5 protein-coding genes are annotated in these 23,373 nt (G+C 71.2%); 1 reads left to right on the forward strand and 4 read right to left on the reverse strand.

All coding sequences use genetic code 11. The features are described 5' to 3' along the window. Positions 1–5 precede the first annotated feature (5 nt). From Q0833_RS12585 to Q0833_RS12595, 3 genes are read right to left on the reverse strand one after another with little or no spacing between them, the layout of a single operon-like run. The gene (locus tag Q0833_RS12585; RefSeq protein ID WP_298435247.1) at positions 6–15,764 is read right to left on the reverse strand and encodes a leukotoxin LktA family filamentous adhesin; all 15,759 of its coding nucleotides are present in this window, start codon (positions 15,762–15,764) and stop codon (positions 6–8) included. Next, a complete protein-coding gene (locus tag Q0833_RS12590; protein WP_298435250.1) occupies positions 15,765–16,322 on the reverse strand; it encodes an invasion associated locus B family protein in 558 nt (185 codons plus the stop codon). Positions 16,323–16,344: 22 nt separating this feature from the next. Then, the gene (locus Q0833_RS12595) at positions 16,345–17,919 is read right to left on the reverse strand and encodes a ShlB/FhaC/HecB family hemolysin secretion/activation protein (RefSeq protein WP_298435254.1); all 1,575 of its coding nucleotides are present in this window, start codon (positions 17,917–17,919) and stop codon (positions 16,345–16,347) included. A 206-nt stretch (positions 17,920–18,125) separates the two neighbouring features. On the opposite strand from Q0833_RS12595, the gene Q0833_RS12600 reads away from it, so the two are divergent. After that, complete coding sequence (locus Q0833_RS12600; protein WP_298435257.1) at positions 18,126–19,805, forward strand: hypothetical protein; 1,680 nt, start codon at positions 18,126–18,128, stop codon at positions 19,803–19,805. A 6-nt stretch (positions 19,806–19,811) separates the two neighbouring features. Here Q0833_RS12600 and Q0833_RS12605 read toward each other — a convergent pair whose 3' ends face one another. Then, positions 19,812–23,339 (reverse strand): AAA family ATPase, encoded by a 3,528-nt coding sequence (locus Q0833_RS12605; RefSeq protein ID WP_298435260.1) that lies wholly within the window; start codon positions 23,337–23,339, stop codon positions 19,812–19,814. Positions 23,340–23,373 lie beyond the last annotated feature (34 nt).

Below are 23,373 nucleotides of genomic sequence, written 5' to 3' on the forward strand. Positions count from 1 at the left end.
GCTGCTCAGTTCCGCGCGATGACCAGCGGCAGGCGCAGGACCGCGTCGTCGCGCGCCGTGCCCTGCGGCTGGCCAAGGAACCGCAGATCGAAGTTCAGGGGCAGCATCCGGGTGCTCGTCCCGTCCCGCGCGGTCGATGCGCGGTTGTCGGCACCGGTCGTCTGCACGAGTTCGGAGAGCACGTTGCCGCGATAGGAGCGCGCGGTGTCGACGGCGACATCCTCCAGCCTGCGATTGACCACGAGCGTCTCGCTTTCAAGGCGCCGTCCCTCCGCCAGCGTGAAGGTCACGCGGCCCGGCACGCGGATCCCGCCCACCTCCTCGAGCGCCAGAAGCTGCGCATCGGCATCGGGGACGATCCCGTCGAAGCTCGTCTTGGCGAAGAGGTCGAACCCGTTCTGGCGGAACCACGCCTCGGTGCCGATGACGACATCCTCGGTCGCGATGGACGGGCCCGTCGTGGTGATCGTTCCGGTGCCGAAGCGCCCGAAGGACACCGTGGCCGCACCCTGCCGCGCGCCCGGACCGGCCGCGATGACGTCGAGATCGACGCGGGTGGCGGCCACGCCTCCGACGCCAGACAGGCGCAGGTCGACGCCGTCCTCGGGCGTCTCGTCCACGATCCGCGCGCGGATCACATCGGCCTGCAGATCGGCCTCGCCCTTGATATGCGCGCGGCCCAGCGTCAGCGTCGCCCCCGGCCCGCGCGCCATCAGGCGCAGCCGTTCGGGCGCCGGGATCTCGATGGTGCCATAGGGGTTCGGCCCACGGTAGACGAGGGCAAGCGCGCCCTCGTCGATCAGGTCCAGCGTCCCGGTCCCGAGGATATCGATGGTCATGTCGCCCGTGGTCGAGAGGGTCAGCGTCCCGCCCGCGCCCGGCAGGCCGACCGACAGCGGTGCGTTGGCGTCAGAGGTCGTCAGTTCCAGATCGCCGGTCTGGGCCACCGCGTAGCGCGCGTCGAGCGGTCCGGCCGCCTCGGTGTAACGGACGTGATCGCGGGCATAGAGGGTCAGATCGCTGCCGTTGGTGACATCGCCCCGGAACGCACCGCCGACCCCGTCGGTGAACGAGCCCCCGAAGGCGAAAAGCGCGACGCGCGGCGCGTCCATCAGGGCGGTGTCGCCAATCAGGTCGCCGCCCGCGGCAAGCGTGATGCCGTTGGCGGCGGTGACCGCCTCGACCGTCACGGCCCCATCCGCGAAGAGATCGACCTGGCCGCCCGGTGTCCGCAGGTTGCGCAGGGTGATGGCGTCGGTCTCGTAGAGATGCAGGTCGCCCGCCGTGACCTCCGCGTCGAGCGTGTCGAGCGCGACGGCCAGCCCCGAAGCACCGGTCGCGGCACTGGCCCCGAGCCGCAGCGTCGTCACCGCGCCCGCCGCGTTGGCGACGAGTGCTGGGGCTGTAGCTCCCGTCCCGGCGGGATGCAGCGTGCCGCCGACCGTAAGGCGCAGCGCGTCGGCCGACGCGTTGCCCGTGGCGATCCGCCCGACCGTCAGGTCGCCGGTCACCTGCGCCGAGACCGGGCCGGAGGTCGCGGAGATCGACGCGCCCTCCGCCATCGTGACGTCCCGGTCGGCGACGAGGGCGATGGCGCCGTCCGCCACGATCCCGCCTGCCGCGACATGGGCGTCGCCGCCTGTGACGGCCAGGTTCAGCGCCGAACCAGCGCCCCCCAGCGCGATCCGCTCGATCGTGACATCCCGGTCGGCCAGCGTGACGTCGGCACCCCCGCCCGTCGTCCGCAAGTCGATCCGCGCGACACGGGCGCGGTTCAGGGTCATCGCCCCGCCGCTCGACAGTGCGACGCGCCCGCCGCTCTCGATCCGCGCGGCAGATAGGGTGCCGGTGGTGGAGAGAACAGCCTCGGAGGCCGCCACGTCGGTGGAGACGAGGTCGCCGACGGCGAGATCGCCGGCATTCGCGAGGTAGAGCCCCAGCGCGCGATCCGCGAGGGCCGTCGCGGTCGGGCCGTAGGACAGGCGCGCGACCCCGGTCGTCAGCGGCAGGTCCGCGCCGCCGATCGTGCCACCGCTCCGCAGCGTCAGCCCGCCGCCTGCGACCGCGACGCCGGTGGACGCCGTGACGTCGAGGTCGCCATCGACCTCCAGCACGAGGTCATCGGTCGCCGCGAACCGGATCACATCCGCTCCACGCAGCACGAGATCGGCCCCGCGCCGCAGCGCCAGCCCACCACCCGCGGCACTCTCGAAGCGCCCGAGCACGAGATCGGCGGTCGAGAACACGTCGATCCCGCCCGTCCGCGACAGCAGGTCGACCTGTCCGCTCGCCCCGTCGGCGAGGCGCAGGCCCAGCGGCGAAGAAGCTGTGCCGATGGCGGCTGCGGCGATCACGATATCCGAGGCGATGATCCGGTCGTCCGCGCCCGTCCCGCTGGACGTGACCGCGCCGTCGGCCCGAAGGTCCAGCACACCGCCCGCGAAGGCCGAGGCGATGGGGATATCGCCCGAATGCCCGCCCGTGGCGGGCGCGCGCATGAAGATGTCGGTGCCTGCCCGAACCGTCAGCCCGCCCCCCGCAAGGACGCCGACGCTCAGGGGATCGGCGGCGCTGCCGATCCCGGCATCGAGCCCGGATTCGAGGACGATGTCCCGCCCGATCACCGAGACTGGAACCGCGCCGGTCTGCGTCATGGCCCCGCTGATCCGCAACTCGACCGCGGCCTCGCCCTCGATCGACGCGATGCGGGCGGCGGTCTCGGCGGCGAGGTAGATCTCGTTGGCCGCGCTCCCGGCCGACAGCGTGCCGGTGATCGCGCCGGTCGGGTCCGCGACGAAGGCGAAATTCACGTCCTCTTCCTGGCGGATGGTCGTGTTCCCTGCGGCATCCTCGCCCAGGTCTTCCTTGTCGGCCACGGCCAGCGCGGCGATATCGGCCTCGGTCAGCGACGCGCCCGCGACGGGCTTCACGATCACGTAAGGATCGCGGATCTCGCCCACGCCGTCCCGCGCGGTCAGCAAGATGTCGCCCGGTGCGGTCACGTTGGGCGTCTCGATCCGGACCTTGGTGTCGCCCGTCTCTAGGACGAGGCCACGGCGGATGCTGCTGGTCAGATCGGCGATCGTCCACGCGTTGCCCTCGGTGATGCCCGCGATCTCGGACGCGCTGGCCGCGTAACGGTAGGACGCATCGAACGCGCCGTCCGCGTTCCACTGATCGTAGAGGTCCTGCTGGCCCGCGATATAGGCATCGACGGCGGCATCGCCCTGGGTGCCCGCGCGCATCTGCGCCTCGACCGAGGCGTCGAGCGCGAAGGTCAGGTCGCCCGTCCCGCCGGCGGCGGTGCGACGGGCCCAATAGGCGCGGTAGGCCGCGGTGTTGGCCAGCTCCAGCGCGTCGATCTGGGTCGTGCGGCGGGCGTCGAACGCCGCCGTTCCGACGGTCAGGCCCAGCTCCTGCGCCCAGAGATCGTTGAGCTGTGCCAGCGTGCGCGTGTCGCGCTGCTCGACATTATTGCGGTCGAGGATGCGGCCGGCCGCGGCGTCCAGCGTGACCGACCCTGTGATCGACGCGACCTCGCCCAGCCCCAGATCGCCCGCCACGTCGCGGATCGACACGTCGCCCTGCGCCGTGGCGTCGAGGCGTCCCTCCTCGGTGTCGAGGCGCAGGGCCTCCGGACCTGCCGCTCCGGCGCGGGCGATCATGCCGGAGCGCGCGGTCAGACTGACGTCGGAGCCCGAGATGCGCGCGGCGGCGGTGTCGGCCTGCAGGATGCTCCCCTGCGCCTCGAGCGTGATGGCCCCGACCTGCGCCCCGAAGGGTGTGGCGCCGCGCGCCGTCGTCGAGATGGTGCCGATCCGCAGGTCGCCCGTCGTCTGGAAGAGGTCGATGCCGTTCGCCGCCGACGCGTTCAGCGTCGCGCCGTCGGTCAGGTCGAGCCGCATGGCCCCGCGCACGCCGCCGATCCGACCGGCCTCCGCGCTGAGCGACAGGTTCCCGACCTTCAGGTCCACGCCCGGCTGCGCCGTCAGGATGGACCCGGCCCGCGACGTGATCGCGGTATCCGAGAACCGGTTGCTGAGGTCTTCGGACAGGATGACGTTGCCGCGCGTCATGATCGACGTGTCGGCGACCTGCGACCCGGAGAACCGCACCGCGATGTCGTAATCCGCCTTGAAGCGATGCTCGTGGCGCTCGGTCTCGAAGAACAACGCCGAGCGGCGGTCGATGATCTTGTGGCGACCGTTGAGTTCATCCTCGACCGCCCGGAGGGTCGGGTCGATGTCATAGATCAGCGAATAGTAGCTCTGGTCGCCGGGATAGATATTGAGGTCGCGCGTGAAGCCGGCCGACGGCCCCGACTTGTTGACCGGCGTAACAGGAAGGTCGCGGCTGGCGTCGATCTCGGCATAGAGGCTCGGGTCGATCTGGATGGTCTCGCGCCGGCCGTTCGCGAGCGTCACCTGATAGGATCTCGTGTCGGGTGCGATCCGGGTGTTCTGGCGCGTGTAGGCGTAGCGGTAGGCGTAGTTCCCGACGGAAGGGGCGATCCGCGGCGCGTCGAACTGCGCCGATGCGAGATCCCGCGAGGTGCCGGCGACGATCCCCGCAGTGGAGTTCGGCACGAGCGCCTTGCGATACCACGCGCTCAACGCCAGTTGGCGCGACGGGGTCCAACTGCCGGTCACGATGGCGACGTCGTACTGGTCCATGCGGACGAGATAGGTCTCCTCGGTGATCGCGACGTAGTCCTGCCCTCGCGTCGGATCGTAGAAGAGCGTGCCGCCCGCGCCGGTCTTCGACGCCGTGATCTCGCGCGCCGGGCGCAGCAATTTGTTCTGCGTCGCGGGGTCGGTGTATTCCTCCAGACCGCCGCTGCCATCAGCCGCGAGATTGTTGTCGTAGACGCTGACGACGCCGCCGACGCTGCGGTAATCGGTCGTCAGGAACTGGCGGCGGCCGTCGACCGTCAGGTTCGACAGCTTCGAGAGGTCGGTGATCCGCACGAGCCCGGCCAGCGCCGTGCCATTGGCCGATCCGCCAAGATCGACGGAATGCAGCACGACATCCGTCATCGCCTCCGAGGTCAGCGTGAGCGAGCCGTAGCCGTCCACCGCCTCGAGCACGCCCGAGCCGGTCGAGACGACGCTCGACGTGATGTAGATGGCACCGCCCCGGACGCGCATGTCCTCGATCTCGATCTGGTCGGTCTCGTAGTTGTAGAAGATCCGCGCGTTGGTGTTCGACGAGATCTGGTCCGTCCGCACGACCCCCGGCCGGAACTCGGAGGTGGCGCTGTCGAGACGGACGCGCCCGGTGCCGCCCTGCGTGCGCAGGTTGGCCACGACCGTGTCGATCCCGGCGCCGATATCGACGACATAGGCGCCCGTGCCCGCCCGGATCAGGGTGTTGATATTGGTGTATTCAGCCAGCAACGTCAGGTCGCGCCCCGCCGAGATGAACCCGCTGGGCGGCAGCGTGTAGAAACTCGCGACCGGGATGGTTCCCGTGCGATCGTAGCGCGACACGTTGCGTCCGAAGCCCACGACGAAGGTGTCGTAGAGAAAGTCGGAATAGTTCTCGGCCCCGTTCACGAGGTTGCGGTAGGTGACCGTCGGCGCGCCGCCCTTGTTGTCCACGCCGGGGATCGGGTCGACATTGATCGAGCCGAAGGGCGCGGTCATGGTCACGTCCTCGGCGGTGATCGGGGCGCCTTGGTTGATCGACCCGAGCTCGGTATTGATGATGACGTCGCCCGCGTAATTGGCGAGCTGTCCCAACACGTCCACATTGCCCACCGCCGCCGGCCCCGGCGACCCGGTCGACGGCTCGTAGGTCAGGATCGTGATGGTATTGGCCCCGTCCACGAGGCGGCCATAGCCGACGTCGAAATCGTAGAGCGGCGAGCCTGCTGCGATATTGGCCTGGTTGAAGGTGATCTCTCCGCCTTCGACATCCGTGATCTCGAGCCCGCTGACGTTGAGCTGCGCGCCCGAGGTGGACTGGACGAGAATATCGGCCTCGCCCGCCGCATAGAGCGATCCCGTCGCGCCTCCGGTCAGGGCGTCGCCGGTGATCCGGACGCTGCCTTCGGAGGCGCGCAGGTAGTCGACCGTGATGACGCTGGACGTCTGGCCCGCCAGCTCGGCACGACGGGTGACCAATACGGCCTGGCTCGCGGTATAGCGCGCGGCGTCGGCGCCGGAGGTCGCGGGGTCGTCGATCAGGTCCTGAAGCTCGGCGATCCGTCTTGTATAGAGGGCACCCAGATCGACATCCCGCTCGACCCGGTAGAGGCTCGGGTCCGGCGCGTCGGCGTCGCGTTCGAAGACGCCGCTGTCGAGGCTCGTCTCGACCTGGCTGTTGTCGAGCACGTCCGCCTCGTTCAGCGCGAGGATGCGGCGGGCGAAGGCTCCGGCGCGGACCTCGCCATCGACCGTCACGGTGCCGCGGCCGGTATCGGTGCTCGTCCCGCGCTTGATATCGAGGACGAGCGAGACGCCCGCCAGCGACGCCGCATCCGAGATGAGCTCGCGGTAGAAATCCTTGCCGAGGCCGTAGCCGACGACGTTCCGCTCGCCCGCTGTCGCGTCGATCGTGATGTCCTGGTAGGCGATGACGCGGGTCGCGGCCCCGATATTCACCTCGGAGGTGAGGTTGGCCGTCGCGTCCGCGATCGGGTCGATATTGATCGGGATGGCGGTCCGGTTGAAGGACCGCGCCTCGGCGTTGACGTCGATCTCCTGCGCGCCGCTGCGCCCATAGCCCGCGCGCAGTACGATGTCGCTGTAGGACAGGAGATCCGCACCGGGCCGGATGTTCACCTGGTTGATGGCGTTGAGCGTGGCGTAGGTCGAAGCGGACGCCGTGCCCGCGAGACCGTAGGAGGTCGAATGCGCTTCGGCGCGAATATCCGAGGAGCCGCCGGCATAGATTTCCAGATCGCCCGCCGCGATCAGCCGGACGGCCCCGATCTCGACGCGCCCGACCTGCGTGACATCGACATCGCTGCGCCCGATCGGCGAGGCTAGCGCGCCGCCCGCGTCGAGGATCAGCTTGTCCTTGATCGATAGTGTCGTCTCGGACCCGATGAAGAAGGACCGCGCGCGGTTCGGGTCGCCGATCTGCACCATCAGCGCGGCGTCCTCGACGGTCACGTCGGTCGCGAAACCGGCTTCGATATCCGACGAGATGGCCGCCAGCGCGACCCCGCCGCCCGAAGCCGACTTGATGTTGTAGGGGCCCGTGGGCCGCGTCAGCTTGGAGGTCGCGGCGACGATGAAGGCGTTGGCATAGGCGTCGGTGCGCCCGCCGATCAGCACGTCGACATCGCTCGCGATGCTGCTGGTCGCGACCGCGCCCGACACGCCCAGCAGGGCGGCACTGGTGTTATCAAGCTGGCTCTGGAGCGTGACATCCTCGGAGGCACGGACGCTCAGGCCGCCGTTGAGCCGCGTGGACTCGGGGTCGAGCGGGTTGCCCGCCGTAAGGACCACGCGGCCCGCGGCGCCCGCGCGGGTCGCGCCGACGGTCGTGCGCGTCTCGGTGTCGACATGGCTGCGTGCTTCGGCCCCCGCCCCCGCGGCCAGGCCGCCCGACCCGGAGGTCACGTCGACCGTCACGGCCTGGCGGTTGTCGCTGGCGACGTAGAGCGTGCCGAACGTGCTGATGGCGCCGCTGTCGATCTCGGTCAGGACGCGGCCCCGGCGCCCGTCGCCCTTCTGGCCCGCTTCGGCGATGACGACGCCGATGGCCAGCGCACCGGCCGTGATGCCCGACGCGGTGGCCTGGCTGCCATAGCCCGCGGCCCGCGTCTCGATCAGCACGCGGTCCACCCCGAGGATCGTGGTCCGGCGATCCGGATCGTCCCCGTCCTCGACCCGCGTGCGCGCGGTGTAGTTCGACAGCGCCCGCGCCACCGCGCCGCCGCCCGCGACGATCCCGCCCGCGCCCGCCGTCGCATCCGCCACGACGTTGGTGCCGCGCGCATTCGACAGTTCCGTCAGGATCTCGACATCGACGGCGTCGATCCGGACGCCGCTCAGTGTCGTGGTCAGAACCGCGTCGCCACGAGCCTCGGCAGTCGTCACCCCGACGGCCAGCGCCCCGAGCGACAGGCCCCGCGCCGTGGCGATGCTACGCGCCGCACTGGTGTTGCGCAGATCGAGCGTCCGGGCGTCGATGGTGGCCCGCGTCAGGGCGATCCGCGTGGCGCCCCGCGCCTCGGTGGTCGAGATCGCGCCGCTCATACCCGCCAGCGTCCCGCCCTGCGCGCTTTGCGTCGTGGCCGACACCCGGCCGTCGTCGCTCGCGGCAAGGGTGACCGCGCCGCTGTTGATGATCGCCTCAGGGCCGGTGCCTCGGCCAATATCGATGTCGGAGGTGCCCCGGTTCGTCGCGGTGGCGATGGCCGCGCCGATCGATGCGGTCGCCGAGAGGCCGATGCTGGTGACTTCGGCGGCGACGGTGTCGGCCCGGCGGCTGGTGATCGCGACCGAAGATTGAAGGGCCGCGGCGGGGTCGCCTGTCGTCACCGCCGCGCCGTAATCGGTGGCAGCCGTATTCCCGATGCGGACCCCGTCGGCGATATCGACGCTGGTCCGGGTCGCGACGTCGACGACCACGAGCCCCGCGCCCACATTGCCGAACGCCGATGCGGCGGCAGCGAAGACCGTCGCGTCGACCGAGTTCCCGCCGGGCCGCGATCCACTGGTGCTGGCGATCGCGATCGCCCCGTCTGACAGGATGGCTGCGCCTCTGCCGATCGCGACCGTCGCCGTCGATGACAGCTGCGTGACCCCGACGGCCGCCGAAAGGCTGGCCGCGGAGGCCGAGACCACGCCGACCCGCTGCGACAGGCCGTTTGCGATGCTCGCGTCGATATCGATCCGGTCGGTGGCTGTGAGTATCGCGTTCGCGCCGATGGTCACGCCGACATTGTCGGTCCGCCCGCTCGTCCCGATGGCGAGCGTGGCCTGATCGGCCTCGACACCGGAGGCCGCACCGTCGGCGCCTGCGCGCGTGGACATCCCGCCCAGCGATCCGGCGCCGCCATCCGACGTCGGGTCGCCCGCCAGCGCACCCGTGGCCGCCCCGACCAGTGCCGCGCCCTCGCCGCTTGCCTCGGTCGCGAGGCCGCCGAGATTCAGGATCGAGATCGCCGCCGTCAGGGTGCCGCCGCCGACGCTGGCCATTCCGACCTGTCCCGTCACCTGGCGGTCGGCGGTGGAGTTTATATCGAGGCTGCCGCGGGCGGTCAGCCGGGCCTCGTCCCCGATCAGGACAGACGCATTCCCCGCGAAATCCACGTATTCCAGCGATCCGCCCGCGCCCGCCCCGCCCGCGGCCAGGACACCCACATCATTCGTCAGCCGCGTCTGTTCGGTCGCGGCGATGGCCACGTCGGCGCCGGTCACGGTCTGCGCGTCGCCCAGATCGACCAGCGCGCGGCTCTCCACCAGGTCGATGGCGCTGCTGAACGCGACGAAGCCGCCGCCTGCGGCACCCGAGATCGCGGTGTTGGTGACGACGTTCTCGACCGTTGCGGCGATCTCGACATCTCCCTCGGCGGCGATGACGCCGGGGATGTAGGTCGGTCGGATGTCACCGAGGATGCCGTCCGGCCCGACGACGTCGCGCAGGTTGTAGCGCAGCTCCGTGGCGCCCCGGCTGCGGACCTCGGCGGACGCGGCGAGCACGTTGACCAGCACGCTCCCCGCGCCGGCCCCGCCGCCGCCCGCGACATTGCCCGCCAGCCCCGTGATGTCCGAGGCGGTCGTCGCCGTCACCGCCGCCGTGCCGCGCGACGTGATCCGGGCGCCCGCCAGGTCGACCAGCGCGGCGCTGCGGATGGCGCTGTAGGCCACGCTGGCCGCGCCCGCGGCCTTGCCCCCGGCGGCCCCGAAGGACATCACCGAAAGCCGCGACGACACGTCGGCATTCACGTCCACGGCCGACGAAGCGCCGATGCGCGCGGTGTTCACGCGCACGGTCGCGGTGCTGTCGATCAGCGTGCCCGTGCCCGATGCCCCGACCGATGCCCCCCCGGACACGGCGGCCGCGACGGCGAAGGTGTCGGCGGCGTTGGACACGCGTGCGGCCACCCGCGTCGCCTGCGCCGCGTCGGTGACCAGCGTGCCGCCTGCCGCAACGCCCAGTGCGCCGAGAATGTCGAGCGTGCCGCCCAGCTCCGAGGCCCCGGCGGCATCGAGCGTGGCGAGCAGGTTCAGCTGGACGTCCCGCCCGTCGCCCAGCGCGACCAGCGCATCGTCCGAAAGGGTGTTGTAGACGAAGATCCCCGTCAGCGCGGCGTTGCCCGCCGCCGCCGCACTGACCGCCAGCGCCTCGACCTCCGTGTCGGCGAAAGCGTCGACGGTGGCGCCCCGGCGCACGCCCAGCCGCGCCCCGAGGTCGTGCGCCGCCTGGCCGAACGCCTGTACCACCGCGGCATCCGTGATTTCGGTCGTGACGCTGTTGTCGGTCCTGTTGACGGTGATGGACGCGCCGATCCCGGCGGTGCCGCCACCGCTGAGGTTGCCGTTCGCATTCGGGATAGCATCGCCGCCGCCCAGAAGCGTGATCCGCGTCTCGGCCTCGGAGAGAAGGGCGAGGCTGCCGCGCGCCATCAGCAGGGGCGCGCCGCTGCCGGTGCTGTCGCGCACCCGCGTGGCGACCGTGTTGGCGACGTCGTTATAGGTCGCCGTGCCGTTGATGCCCGCCGTGCCCCCGATCGCCGCCGAAAGCGCGAGGCCCGACGCCGTGACGCGGGCCGCCGACCGCGCGGCGAGGTTGCCGCTCGTGACGATGCGGCTGCCGTCGAGATCGGTCAGCACGTCCATGCCCGTCCGGTTCACCGCGATGGCGAGGCCCGCCGCGCCGGTGCCCGACTTTCTGACACCCAGCGCGCGCGCGGTCAGCGTGGCCGCGCCCAGCGACCCGATCTCCACGCCGCCGCCCGTGACCTGCGACCGGCGCAGGATCGTCTGCGCGCCGCCGTTCTGGATATTCGTGGTGATCGCCATGCCGAGGGCCTTGGTCGACCCGACCGAGAGCGCGCCGCCATAGGCCCAGAGCGCATTGCCGGCCTCGGACGCGATGGCGATGGCGGGGCCGTCCGCCTCCGTTTCGCTCAGGCGCGTCTCCGCGCGGCCGTTCACCGTGTTGACCACCGCCGCGCCCGCCAGCGACAGCTTGCCCAGACCCGCTGCCGCCGCGGCGCCGTAGACCTCGAGTTCGGTCAGCGACCGGAGCGAGAGCGCACCGCCCGTCAGCCGCGCCCGCGTCGCGTCCAGGAGGGCATCGCGGTTCGACACGTTCACCGCCACGCCCAGACCCGCGCTGGTCATGCCGCCCGCACCGTAGGACACCGCCCCGGCGATCCCGAACTGCTGGCCCGTGTTCGCCGCGAGCACCGACGTCACTGTCCGCGTGGTCACGACCGCGTCGGTCAGGCTCACGCCCGTCTCGCCGCCCTCGATATTCGTCGTGACCGACCCGGCCAGCGTCACGAGCGCGTTCTTTCCGCCCGCGCCACCCACCGCGACATTGACGCTGCGGGCCGCGTCGCGGGCCTCGGCATCGACGCGGCGGCCGTCGATGGTCACGCCGCGAAGCGCCACGCGCGTGTCGCGGTCATCGGTCTTGACGGCGACGGCCCCCGCAAGCGCGTTGGCACCGAGATCCAGTCCCAGCCCGTAGGCCACGCCGCCCGCGAGGCCGATATCAAGCGCCGTGTTGTCGGCCAGAAGCGCTAGATCCTCGGTCAGGTCGATGCGCGAGGCCGTGGTGATATTCGTCTGCGCGTCATTCGTGCGGAAGAGATTGAGCACGACCGCGCCCGACACGGCCCAGCCCGCCGATCCCGTGGCGCCGCCCGCATCGGGCGCGGTCTGGTTCTCGGCCTGCGCCTCGACCGCCGCCGCGTCGTCAGCATCGAGGAAGGCGGTCGGCACCGCCAGTTCCTGATCGTTGTCCTCGGCCCCCTCGGCCGCCGATCCGGCCGCCGACCCTGCGACCTTCGATCCGGCCAGTGCGCTGCCGAAGACGAGGCCCGTATTGCCCGCCCGCAGGCTGAGCGAGCGGGCCGAAATCACGCTGTCGACGGTGGCTGCCTGCAACGCGGCGTTGTCGGCGCGGCCGATCTCGGCCCGCGTGTCGCGCCGCACGAGGTTGACGACGCCCGACGCCCCGAACGCGATGCTGCCGCTGCCGCTCTTGGTGCCCGCAAGCGAGAGCAGCATGCTGCGGTCGATGGCTTCGATGCGGATATCCTCGCGCGCCGCGACGCGGGCCGTCTCGCCCAGACGCGCGACGGTCGTCGTCTCAAAGAGGTTCGCCGCGACCGAGCCGTTGATCGAGGCCTTCGCCGCCGATCCGCCCGCGCGCGCGACACCGATCTGGATCACGTCCGTCTCGGCGAGGATGTTGAGGTCGCGCGCCGTGATGACCGTGCCCGAGCCGACCTCGGCCAGAACCGAGCTGAGCATTCGCGGCACCGAAACCGACGCCCCGATCAGGTTCGACGCGGTGCCCGAGGGCGCCAGCCTCGAGCCGCCTTCGGAGGCGGCGGACATGTGGGTGAACACGGCCTCCTGCCGCGCGCGGACGGTGACGTCACCGGCGGTCGTGACGCGAGCGCCGTCGGCGATCCGGGCGACGGCGGAATTGTCCGTCTCGAAGACGTTGATATTCGCGCCCATGGCGTAGCTTTGGTCGTTGCGCGCCGACGCCGCCTGCACCGATTTCGAACCGGTCGACGTCGTCGCGAACACGAGGCCGTCCGTCGCGTCGTCGAGATCGGGCAGGTCGCCGGCCCCGCCGGTCACGAAGCCCGGATCGATGGTCGAAAGCTCGTCCATGAAGACGGCCCAGCGCTGCCGGAAGTTGGTCAGCTGCTCGGTCGTCTGGTATTGCGTCACCGCGTCGACCGTCACGTCGGCGGCCGTGACCGTCGCGCCGGTGCCGATCTCGGCCCGCACCTGGCCCGCCATCTGCGACATCGAGAAGGCGCTCACGAGCACCGTGTCCGTCCCCTGCTCCGGCCCGCGCCCGAGCCCCGGCAGGCGGGAGATGAAGCTGTTGACGTCCTGCGTCTGCGCGCGGACGGTCCGGTTGAGTGCTGCGCCGCCCTCGTCGAAGCGACCGAACCGCTCGGTCGCGGCGAGCGTCAGCGCACCGCTCAGGTCGACCGTCGGCGCGGCCAGCGTCAGGTCCGCGCCGCTGCCCGACGGGTCGCGATAGCTGCCGCCCAGCGTGGCGAAGGTCTGGGCGGTGTCGATCTGGATGTCGAAAGCGAGGCTTGTCGCGAGCTTGTTCTTCGTCGCGTCCTCGTCGCTGCCCTCGCCCTGCAGGCGCGACCGCACGGCGATGGCCGCGACCTGTCCGGCGGCGGCCGCGGGCGATGTCGTCGCCAGCGATCCCGCCGTGTCGGGGCCGCCGAGCGTGCTGACCGTCTCGCTGGCAGTCTCGAAGCGGATCGTCTCTGCCTTCAGGGACATGTCGCGCGCGGTGATCTGGCCGCCGATGGCGGCCTCGGTAAAGCTCGACCCCAGCGAAACGGTGACCGCGACCGCGCCCTGGCCGCCATTGCCCGCGCCGACGCGATTGGTGATCTCGCGCGATTTTCCCGTCAGGGCCGCCGCGCGCAGATTGCCGTCGCGTGCCGTGATCGAGCCGCCGCGCACCAGAAGCTGGTTGTGGCTGTTCTGCGTATTCACGACCGTCGAAGCCGCGAAGCCGCCCAGACCGGCGGTCACCAGCTCGATATCGACCGCCTCGCTCACGCTGCTGGTCAACGCGATGTCGCCCGCGATCGCGGTCAGCGCGCTGTCGTCGATCCGGACGGTGGCGGTGACATCCGTGACCGACGTCGCCGCACTCAGGACGAGGGCGAGCGGATCGATCGCGACGTCCACCCCGGCATTGGCATGCACATAGAGCGACTGGGTCCGCGGATTGAACCCGTTGGGCAGCCGCGTCAGCGCCGATAGCGGATCGCCGGCAAGCGCGGTGTAGCCGCGTGTCTGCATGCCATCGGCGCGCAGAACGCCATTGTCGGCGATATCGCCCTCGACCGCATCGGGCGCCATCGCCGCAAGCCCGGCCCCGGACCAGTTGCCGCGCGCGGTGAGGGTCGAGTTGGTGATCGCGATGGTCGCGGTCGCGTCGAGATCGCGGATCTGGAGCGGCGCCAGTTGACCGAACGCATCCGCGCCCGTGCGGGCAAGCGCGTCGAACCCGTCCGAGAGCAGGGCGAATGCCGCTGTGATGGCGCCGTCATCCTCCTCGGACTGGTCGATCTGCCCCTGCACCGCGGCGGCGGTCGCGTCGTCGATGCTGTTGCTGCTTGCGGCCAGCGCGGAGACCACGATCGCTCCGCCGGTCAGCGTGGCGCCGGTCACGGCGATGGTGGCGGTGGCACCGATCTCCGCGACGGGCAGGCCGATCTCGGCCATCGTCTGGTCGGCCAGAAGGGCGATCAGGCCGCCCGCATCCGGTCCCGCCACATCCGCGTCGAGAGCCGCACCGGCCGCCACGTCGATGGAGGGTGCAATCAGCGAAAGGTCACCGCCCACCGCGCCGGAGGTCGTGTCGATCCGGGCGTTGGCCTCGACCGCGATCGCGCGGCGCGCCAAGGCGGCCAGGTCGCCGCCGCCGGTTGTCGTCGTCCCCGCGAAGGCGATGTCGCGCCCGTCGAGAAGCGCGCCCCCCTCGGGGCCGAGATCCATCGTCGCGCCGAAGCGGACCGATGCGCCGCTGACATAGAGGAACCCGCCCGAACCGCCCGCCGAGGCCGCATCGACCGTGCTGCCCGCCTCGAATGTCAGCACGCTGTCGGGCGCGCCCACGAAATCGCCGTCTTCGGCGCCGCCGAAGAGGATCGTGCCGCCGTCCAGTGCCATGCCCGACACGTCGAGGACCGCGCCCGAGCGGATCGTCAGCGACGAGGCGACCGCGCCGTTGATCTGCCCGCCGCGCCCGCCCCGCGCGGCCCGGATGTTGCCACCGACCGACGCGCTGCCGGCACCGAAGCGGATAACCCCGCCCTCGACCCGCGCGCCGGTGGCCTGCGGGATGCCACTGGTGTTCACGGCGACGGGGACCGAACTGCCCTCTTGGTCCGGGGCATCGACCGTGACCGAACCGTTCAGGACCAGCGCCGCGCCGATATTCAGCTCCAGCGCCGTGACGTTGACGATCGAGCCCGGCGCGAACGTGACGTCGGCATCGGCCAATGGCTCCTCCCCAGCCATCAGCGTGTCCATCGCATCGCTGCTGCCCGAGAGCACATCCGCCCCGAACGCCGCTGTCGCCGTCGACATGATCAGCGTGTTGGCGTTGATCCGGCCCGTGCCGCCGACGACGAAGCCATTGTGGTCGAGAAGGAAGACCCGGCTGGTGTTCGCGCCAGCCGCGTCGCCTGCCTTCAGCGTATTGAGCGTGCCGTCGATCCGGCTGGCCGCGCCGGAGGCGTCGTTGACGACGTTGACCAGCGCCACGGTTCCGTCCGGCTGCACGAGGTTGACCGTCTCGCCCGCCCCGATGTCGAAGCGCCGGAAGGCGTTCAGGGCGACGTTGTTCGAGATGGACCCCGTCGTGATCGTGCTGATGGTGGGATCGGTGGCATCGACCGATATGGTGGTGTCGGTCAGGCTCGTGCCGGCACCGCCCGCCCCTTCGGTCAGTTCGACCTGCGACCAGGCGGGCAGGACGGAGGACACGACAATCGCCGAGCTGGACAGGAGACCTGTCAGCCCGCGCGCCAGCGGCGCGATCCGGATGCGATATGTCGGGCGGGCCGTCATCTACTCCGGGACGCGCAAGGCATCGAGGCCGGTCTTGAAGTAGGTCATGTCGACCCGCGTGACGATGGGGTTCGAATTCACGTCCGCGCGGTACCCGAAGAGGATCGCACCCGACGCGTCCAGCGCCTCCAGTGCCGCTGCATCCAGCGCCTGGGCTGCTTCACAGACATCGCCGAGGCAGCGCTGCCAGACCATTTCGATCTGATCCGCCTCGGCATCGTCCTCGGGGCGGAAGACCGCGCCGCCGGGCAGGTAGACGCCGATCGGCACCTGCGCAAGGAGGACGGCGCCCCCATCCTCGACCGGGAAGGCGATCAACCGGGCGACCAGAGCGTCGCCCTGCCGCAGCTTCTGTTCCTGCACGAGGCGGCAGACATTGCGCGCCACGGTCACCGCCTCGCAGGTCACGAGCCAGTCGCCAAACAGCGTGTTGTTGGCCACCTCGGCCGGGCCTTCGGGGGCCGCGTCCTCGGCCGTCGCATCCTGCGCGGCGAGCGGGGTGGCGAGAAGGGTCGTGGCGAGTGCAAGCGCCGCGATCCGGCTTGTCCGCTGTGTCATGGGAACTCCGTCCATTGCATGTTCAGAAGGCATAATCCGCGCCCAGATAGAGGCGCGGGTTCATATCGGTGAGGCCGGTCGCCTGGACCAGCGGGACGCCCACATACCCCAGGAGGCCAACCTTGCCCGACCCGAGCCGCGCGCCGACCCCGGCGGAGGCGAGGAAGTCGTTGCGATCCGCCGTGCCTCCCGGCGCCGCGAAGGGCCGGATCAGGGCCATGTCGACGAAGGCGAAGGGCGAGAGGTTGGCCGTGTCGAGGATCGACGGCGCGTCGTCGGCTTCCGCGAAGCACGGGGCGGGACAGGCCAGTTGCAGGCGCGCGACCGCGCCGCTGTCGCCGCTGCGGATGTCCTTGGGGTAGCCGCGAAGCGAGGCCGAACCGCCCGCCGCGATACGCCGCTTGACCGAGAGGTTCTGTCCCTCGGCGACCTGCCAGTCGACATCCGCGTCGAACACGTAGCGTGAGGAAACCCGGCGAGCATAACTCAGGTCACCGTAGAGAAGTGCGAAGGGTCCGTCGGTCAGGCTGGCGCTGCCGGTATCGACCTCGCCCAGCTTCGCGCCGACCGACAGCGACCAGGCCGAGGCCGCGCCCTGACGCTGATATCCGATGCCGAGATCCAACTCGACCAGTTCACCCGCCTGCAGGGGTGTCCCCGCCAGAGCGGATTCCGAGGTTTCGACGTTCACGGCCGCCTGCCACGTCCAGTAGCGGTCGCGCCCGATGCGGAACGGTTGGGCATAACCGATCGACAGGCTCGCCTCGTCGGTCTGGACGTCGAGAATGCTGAACTCGCCGCGCACGACTTCCGTATGCGAGACTGATGCGGCAACATTCACGCTCCCGCCGCGCAGGCCGACGGGCCGCTTGTAGAAGACCGACAGCGCCTCGCTTCCGGCCGTCGCGGCCACCCGCGCGGTCAGGGTATCGCGCATCCCGGTCAGGCTGCGGACGGTGCCGGTGAGCGACAGCTGGTTCCGCCCCAGATCCTCGACCGCGAAGTTGTCGTAGGACGCGATCCAGCTCCAGCGCGCGGGCTCCTCGATGGTGACGACCGCCGATGCCGTGCCGGTGGTCAGGCCCGGTGCAAAGGTCAGACGCGGCCGGATGTCATAGGCGATGTCGAACAGGCGCAGGTCGCGCGCGAGCGTGTCGAAATCGGGTTTGGCCCCCACCTCGGTGGACAGCCGGTCGAGCACGAAGTCCGGCCGGGTCTGCACCGCGCCCTCGACCCTGACCGCGTCGATGGACGCTTCGACCAGTGTCAGGCGCAGTCGGCCGTCGACCACGTCCTGCGGCTCGATGATGGCCCGGGCCGTGACGATGCCGCGCTTGAGGTAAAGCGCCTGCACCGCGTCGAGCATCTTCTCGACATCGGCGAAGACGATATCGCGGTCGAGATAGGGCGCGACGGCGGCCTGCAACTCGTCCTCCGCGAGGTAGTCCGAGGGCGGGAACACCACGCCGGAGAGCTGGAACGTCTGCGCCACGGCCAGCGCGGGATGGAGGACCAGCAACAGCCCGACGCCCCACGCAAACGTGATCGCCAGGCGGGCCGAACGGGCCCGGACACGCAGCCGATTGAGCCGTCGCACGTCGCTGTTTCTCCGTACCACCGTCCGACACCTGCGACGCGACTTCCCCAAATCACTCGCAACAAACGGGTTTCCTTCAGGGCCGCTATGTATCGGCGAAGCGAGGCGAAGTTGTGATGCAATTGTACCAAAGTGCCCCTATCGGCGCCCGTTCCCATCGGAGTATGCCCTAACGGCAACATGCCCGTCCGGAGCCCTACGCCCCCATGCCCCAAGCGCCACGAGATCCGAGCGGGGCCCTCGCATCCTACGACGAGAGCCTGTCGCGTCTGGAGCGGACCATCCGGGACTTCGAGGAGGTCGACCCGAAACCCGGCGGCAGCCCCGATCTCGCGGACCGGGCGCAGGAGATGCTCTGGGCCTTCCTGTCGCCGGGCGAGTTGCATCGCCGCGCGGATGGCGCGTCCGACATGCTCGACAGCTCGCGCATCGGGGCCGCGATCATCACCGCCTCGGGCCTGATCTGCGAGGCGAATGCCGCGGCTGAGACCCATGACGGGCTGACCGTCGGCCGAACCCTCGCGGATTGCGGGATCGAGCCGGTCGGCACGCGCGTGTTCAAGGCGCTCTCGCAGAGCCCAGAGGCCGACGCACCCCGCCGCCACCAGATCGCGCAGATCCACACGGGCAGCGACGGGGGCGTACGAACCGTTTTCCTGTCGCCGCAACCCGTGGCGCCCGGGACCGATCCCCGCTGGCTGATGATCCTGTCACCGCCGCCGGTGCCCATCGAGGCCTTCGCCCTGATCACCGACGCCTTCGGCCTGAGCGAGACCGAAACCGCCATCGCGGGTGCCTTCGTGCGGGGCCAGAGCCTGCGCCAGATTGCCGATCAGCGCGGCCGGTCCTACGCCACGATCCGCAACCAGTTCCAAGCCGTGCTGGAGAAGACCGATTGCGCGACGCAGGTGGATCTCGTTCAGCTCGCCACCAGCCTCTCGCTGATGCAAGGCGCGGTCCGGTCCTTCGAGGGGCGCGCCGCCGCCCCGGCGCGCATCGACGCGGCGGACACCCCCCTATGCCTGCCCCGCCCCGGCGGGCGGCGGCTTGAGGTCCGGATCGACGGCGATCCGGGCGGGCGACCCGTCCTCAACCTCTTCAGCCTGTTCGGGCCGGGGGTGACACCCGCGATCGCCGGCAAGCTTCGCGCACGGAACATCTGTCTTGTGAGCCCGTGGCGACCCGGCTTCGGCGGCACCGACCGACCCCGCGCGTCCGAGGATTGGAACGCGTGTTTCGCAAGCGATGTTCGCACGCTCCTCGACAGTCTCGAAATCAAGCGCTGCGCCGTGTTGGCCCGCGCGTCGGCCTCGCAGAGCTTCTACGAACTGGCCCTCCGCCTGCCCGACCGGATCGCGTCCGGCACGGTCGTCAACGGACTCGTGCCGCGCCGGTACATCGCGGGCAAGCGGGCCGCATCGCGCTGGACGACCACGCTGATGAGCGCGTCCTTCGTGTCCTACCCCGTCGCGCGCATGATCCTCGCGGCCGGCGAGAAGCTGCTGCGCCGCTCGGATACGGTCAGCTTTCTGCAAAAGATGTATGACCATTCCGACAGCGATCGGGCCGCGCTGGGCGACCCCGACGTGGCTGCCTCGATCCTGAACGGCGTGTCGGATGTGGTGCGGCAGGGCCTCGATGCGGGCGTGAACGACATCGTGTCGGGCTTCGCCGCGTGGATGACCGATCTCGGCGCGCTCGACGTTCCCATCACGCTCTATCACGGCCGGGACGACCCGAACGTGCCCTTCGCCAGCGTCGCGGAGTTCGCGCGCGACAACGGCCACTGCATGGCGCTCGTACCCGAGGACGGGGGCGGGCAGCTCTGCTTTTCGCATATCGACAAGGTGCTGGACATCGTTCTGGCGGAGGGCCCGCGCGCCTGAGGGCGCTCAGCGCGCCTCTCGCGACAGGATCAACGCCAGCCCCGCCAGACGTGCGCGGTCGAGCTCGGCGCGCAAGTCGGCTTCGGCCTCGGCGGACGCCTCGGGCCCGAAGCGAAGCGCTGCCACGCGGATCGCGAGGTCCACAAGGCCAAGCGGCTCCTGCGAAGCGAAGGCATGGAGTGCCGCGACGTGGCGCCGCGCGGCCTCGGCGTCGTCTTCGCGCGCGGCCACCTCCAGCGCGAAGCAGTGAAACTCGATCGCGACCGGCCCCATAGCCCCAGTCCGCACCCGCGCGCCGGCCGCGTCCAGAAGGTCGTGCCGGGTCGCCGCATCCGGCGCGGCCAAGGCTCCGAGCGCGAGGATCGTCGGCCCGTTATAGGGGCTCTGCCGGGCGGCGGAGAACAGCGGCTCCAGTGTCAGGAACGCGCGGTCCGGATCCCCCTCGCGGAGCGCCAGCCAGCCATTCATCATCGCCACATCCGCCACGACGCGCGACTCGGGGTCCGCTTCGGTCAGGGCGGCGACCCGCGCGATATCCTCACGCGCCGCGTCGAGGTCCGACGCCATCAGCCGGATCTCGGCCCGCACGTCGCGCGCCATCATCTCGGTCCGCGCCGCGCCGGATTCGACCGCGCTCTCGACCGCGAGATCGGCCAGAAGATGCGCCTTCGGACCGGGCTCCGCGAAATGCAGGGTGTAGCCGCGCATGAACGCATATTCCTGATGCGTCAGCCCCATGCCGCCATCCCGCGCCAGATCGACCGCCCGCTCGAAATGCCCGAAGGCGGTGCGTAATCGTCCCGACAGGACATGCGCGTCGCCCAAGCCCCCATGGGCCCGTGCGATGCCGCGCGGATTTCCCGACATCTCGGCGGCAGCCAGCCCGGCCACATGCTCGGCCAGACAGGCTTCGGCATCGCCCGCGACGAAGGCCCGATTGCCGCGCTGCTCGTGGATCTCGGCGCGCCCGATCCCGGCCAGGCCGATCCGGGCGGCGATCGCCTCGGCATCGTCGAGTGCGCGGTCCGCCGCGTCCCCCTCGCCCAGCCGGTGCAGGATCAGGGCGCGGCGGACGAGCATGGCGACGCGGGTCGTGTCCACGATGGCCGCCGCATGGGCGGCGCGGTAATCCTCGAGCGCGCCGTGCAGGTCGCCGCGCATTCGCCGGATGCCCGCGCGGCAGGAATGGAGCTCGGCCACCGCCTCGGGGTCGCCGCCCCGCTCCAGTCCCGCCTCGATATAAGTGCCCGCGACACCCATGCGCATCTGGCCGATCATCTCGTTGGCGGCGGCAGTCGCGGCGCGGCAGGCCTCGGCGTCGTCGCCCGCGAGAAGCGCATGATGCGCCCAGCGAACGGCGTCCCCGCCCCGATGATGCGCCGCGGCGCGCCCATGCCAGTCAAGCCGGGTTTCGGGCGGGATCGAGTGATAGATCGCCTGCCGCACGAGATCGTGCCCGAAGGCCAGCCCCGCATCCGCCGCATGCAGCAGGTCGCCCACGGGGCGCGGCGCGGGCATGTCGGGGAACACGGCCCGCGCCTCCGCCGGATCGAAGACCGGCCCGAGGATCGACGCGAAGCGCAGCGCCGCCCGGTCGGCGGGCGGCAGGCCCTCGATCTGCTCCATCACGAGGCCCGTGACGCTGTTGGGCAACGCGCCGGACCGCCAGCCCGCTTCCAGAAGCCGCAGCAGGAACAACGGGTGCCCGGCCGCGCGGTCCAGCACCGCCGGATCCCGCGCCTGCGCCGGGGCCGCGAGTTCGGCGAGTCGCGCGGCCTCGGGCGGGGCGAGCGGACCCAGCGCGAGGCGGACCAGGCCGATCCGCGCCCGTGCGGCCAGCCGCCGCCCGAGATCCGCGCCGTGCGGCCGCTCGGTCAGCACGAGCGCGACATTCGCCGCACCCAGCCGGTCGGCCAGGTCCAGCAGGAAATCCCCGATGCCCGGCGGTGCCCAATGCGCATCCTCAATGGCCACGAGAAGCGGGGCCGTTCCCCCCGCGTGGATCATCGCGCGCGCCACGAGATCGACCATCCGCCCATGCCGCGCGGTGCCGCCCAGCGCCGTCAGCCGCAGATCCGCGTCCGGGCGAAGCGCCTCGCCACGCAGCCACGACAGGAGCGCCCGTGTGGTGTCGTCGGCGATCTCGGCCTCCGGCAAGGGCGGCAGGCGGGACGCGAGGTCCTGCGCGATATGCTGTCCCGACCGGGCGAGCGGCTCGAACCCGACCTCGATCACCCGCGCGCCGCGATCGGCCTCGCGCTGCGCGATCTCCTGGAGGAGACGGCTCTTTCCGATCCCGGCCTCGCCGCAGATGTGGATCGCGAGGCCGGTGGACCCGGTCCGTGCCGCGCCCAGCGCGGACTCCACCTGCGCGACCTCGAGCGACCGGCCGACGAGCGGCAGACCGGGCCGCGCCTGCGATCCCCCAAGTCGGAGCGGCACCGGCGTGCCGTCCTTCGCGACAAGCCCCAGCCGCGGCGCGAGATCGGGGTCGACATGCACCTCGCCCGGCTCGGCGCGCGCGGCGACCCGGCGGGCCCGCGCAAGGTCGCGGGCCGTCCCGTCCGCCGCCTCGACCAGCCCGAATGACAGCGTGTCGCTTGCGTCCTTCGCCATCTCGCGCGCAGCACTGGCAACCGCGCGCAGAGGCGCATCGCTCCAGATCGCCGCGCCCTCGCCCGCGCCGCAATCGAGCATCCGCCCGCCCGCGTCGGTCACGGCGGCGGCAAAGCGGTCCCAGTCGGCGCCCTCGGCCGCCTCGAGGGCCGATAGAAGGAGCGAGGGCTCGACGGGGGCCGCGACTGCGGGGGGCGACGGTGCGGCGCCATCTGCCGCCGTCTCGCGGGCGCCGTGAAGCCGCGCCATGAGCGCCGAGGTTTCCGCCTCCGGCTCGGCCCCGAGGTCGCGGCGGAGCGCGTCGCGCAGCGTGTTGAACCGGGCGCGGGCAGCACCCCGCCCGCCCCGCGCGGCCTCGGCGATCATGAGGCGGCGATGCGCGGCCTCGTCCAGCGGATCGAGCGCCAGAAGACGGTGCGCCGCCTGCACCCCCTCCGGCCCGTCGCCCGCCCGCGCGATCTCGCGGCGGAGCGCATCTTCCGCCAGACCCGAAAGGCGCGCACGCTCGGCCTCGACCGCCGCGGCCAGATCCGCGCCGTCGGGCAGCGTGCCGTCGAGGAACGGCCCCGCATAGAGCCGCCCCGCCTCGGCATCGTCGCCCCGCGCCAACGCCTCTGAGAATGCCCCGAGATCCGAGCCGCAATCCGGCCCCAGCCGCAGCGCATCTCCGTCGGCGACGATGATCCCCTCGCCCGCGGCACGGCGCAGCTGCGCCACCGCCTGCCGCAAGCTCGACCGCGCCGAGGCGTCGTCGGCATGCTCCCAAAGCAGCGCCGCGAGCCGCGCGCGTGGCAGTCGGTGCCGCCGGGCGGCCACCAGAAGCCCGAGCATGATCTGGGCCTTCCGCGCGGTCAGCGTCACCGGCGCGCCGCCCGACGTCAGCGCGAATCCCCCGAGGCACTCGATCCAGACGGACATCGCTTTCACGCCCCTTTCACGCGGGCCCGCCGCC

It is taken from the genome of uncultured Jannaschia sp. (assembly GCF_947503795.1).
Classification (GTDB): domain Bacteria; phylum Pseudomonadota; class Alphaproteobacteria; order Rhodobacterales; family Rhodobacteraceae; genus Jannaschia.

Excerpts from the sequence above, each read along its gene's own strand:
- Q0833_RS12585 (WP_298435247.1), bottom strand. The coding sequence starts at position 15,764 with ATGACGGCCCGCCCGACATATCGCATCCGGATCGCGCCGCTGGCGCGC.
- Q0833_RS12590 (WP_298435250.1), bottom strand. The coding sequence starts at position 16,322 with ATGACACAGCGGACAAGCCGGATCGCGGCGCTTGCACTCGCCACGACC.
- Q0833_RS12600 (WP_298435257.1), top strand. The coding sequence starts at position 18,126 with ATGCCCCAAGCGCCACGAGATCCGAGCGGGGCCCTCGCATCCTACGAC.
- Q0833_RS12605 (WP_298435260.1), bottom strand. The coding sequence starts at position 23,339 with ATGTCCGTCTGGATCGAGTGCCTCGGGGGATTCGCGCTGACGTCGGGC.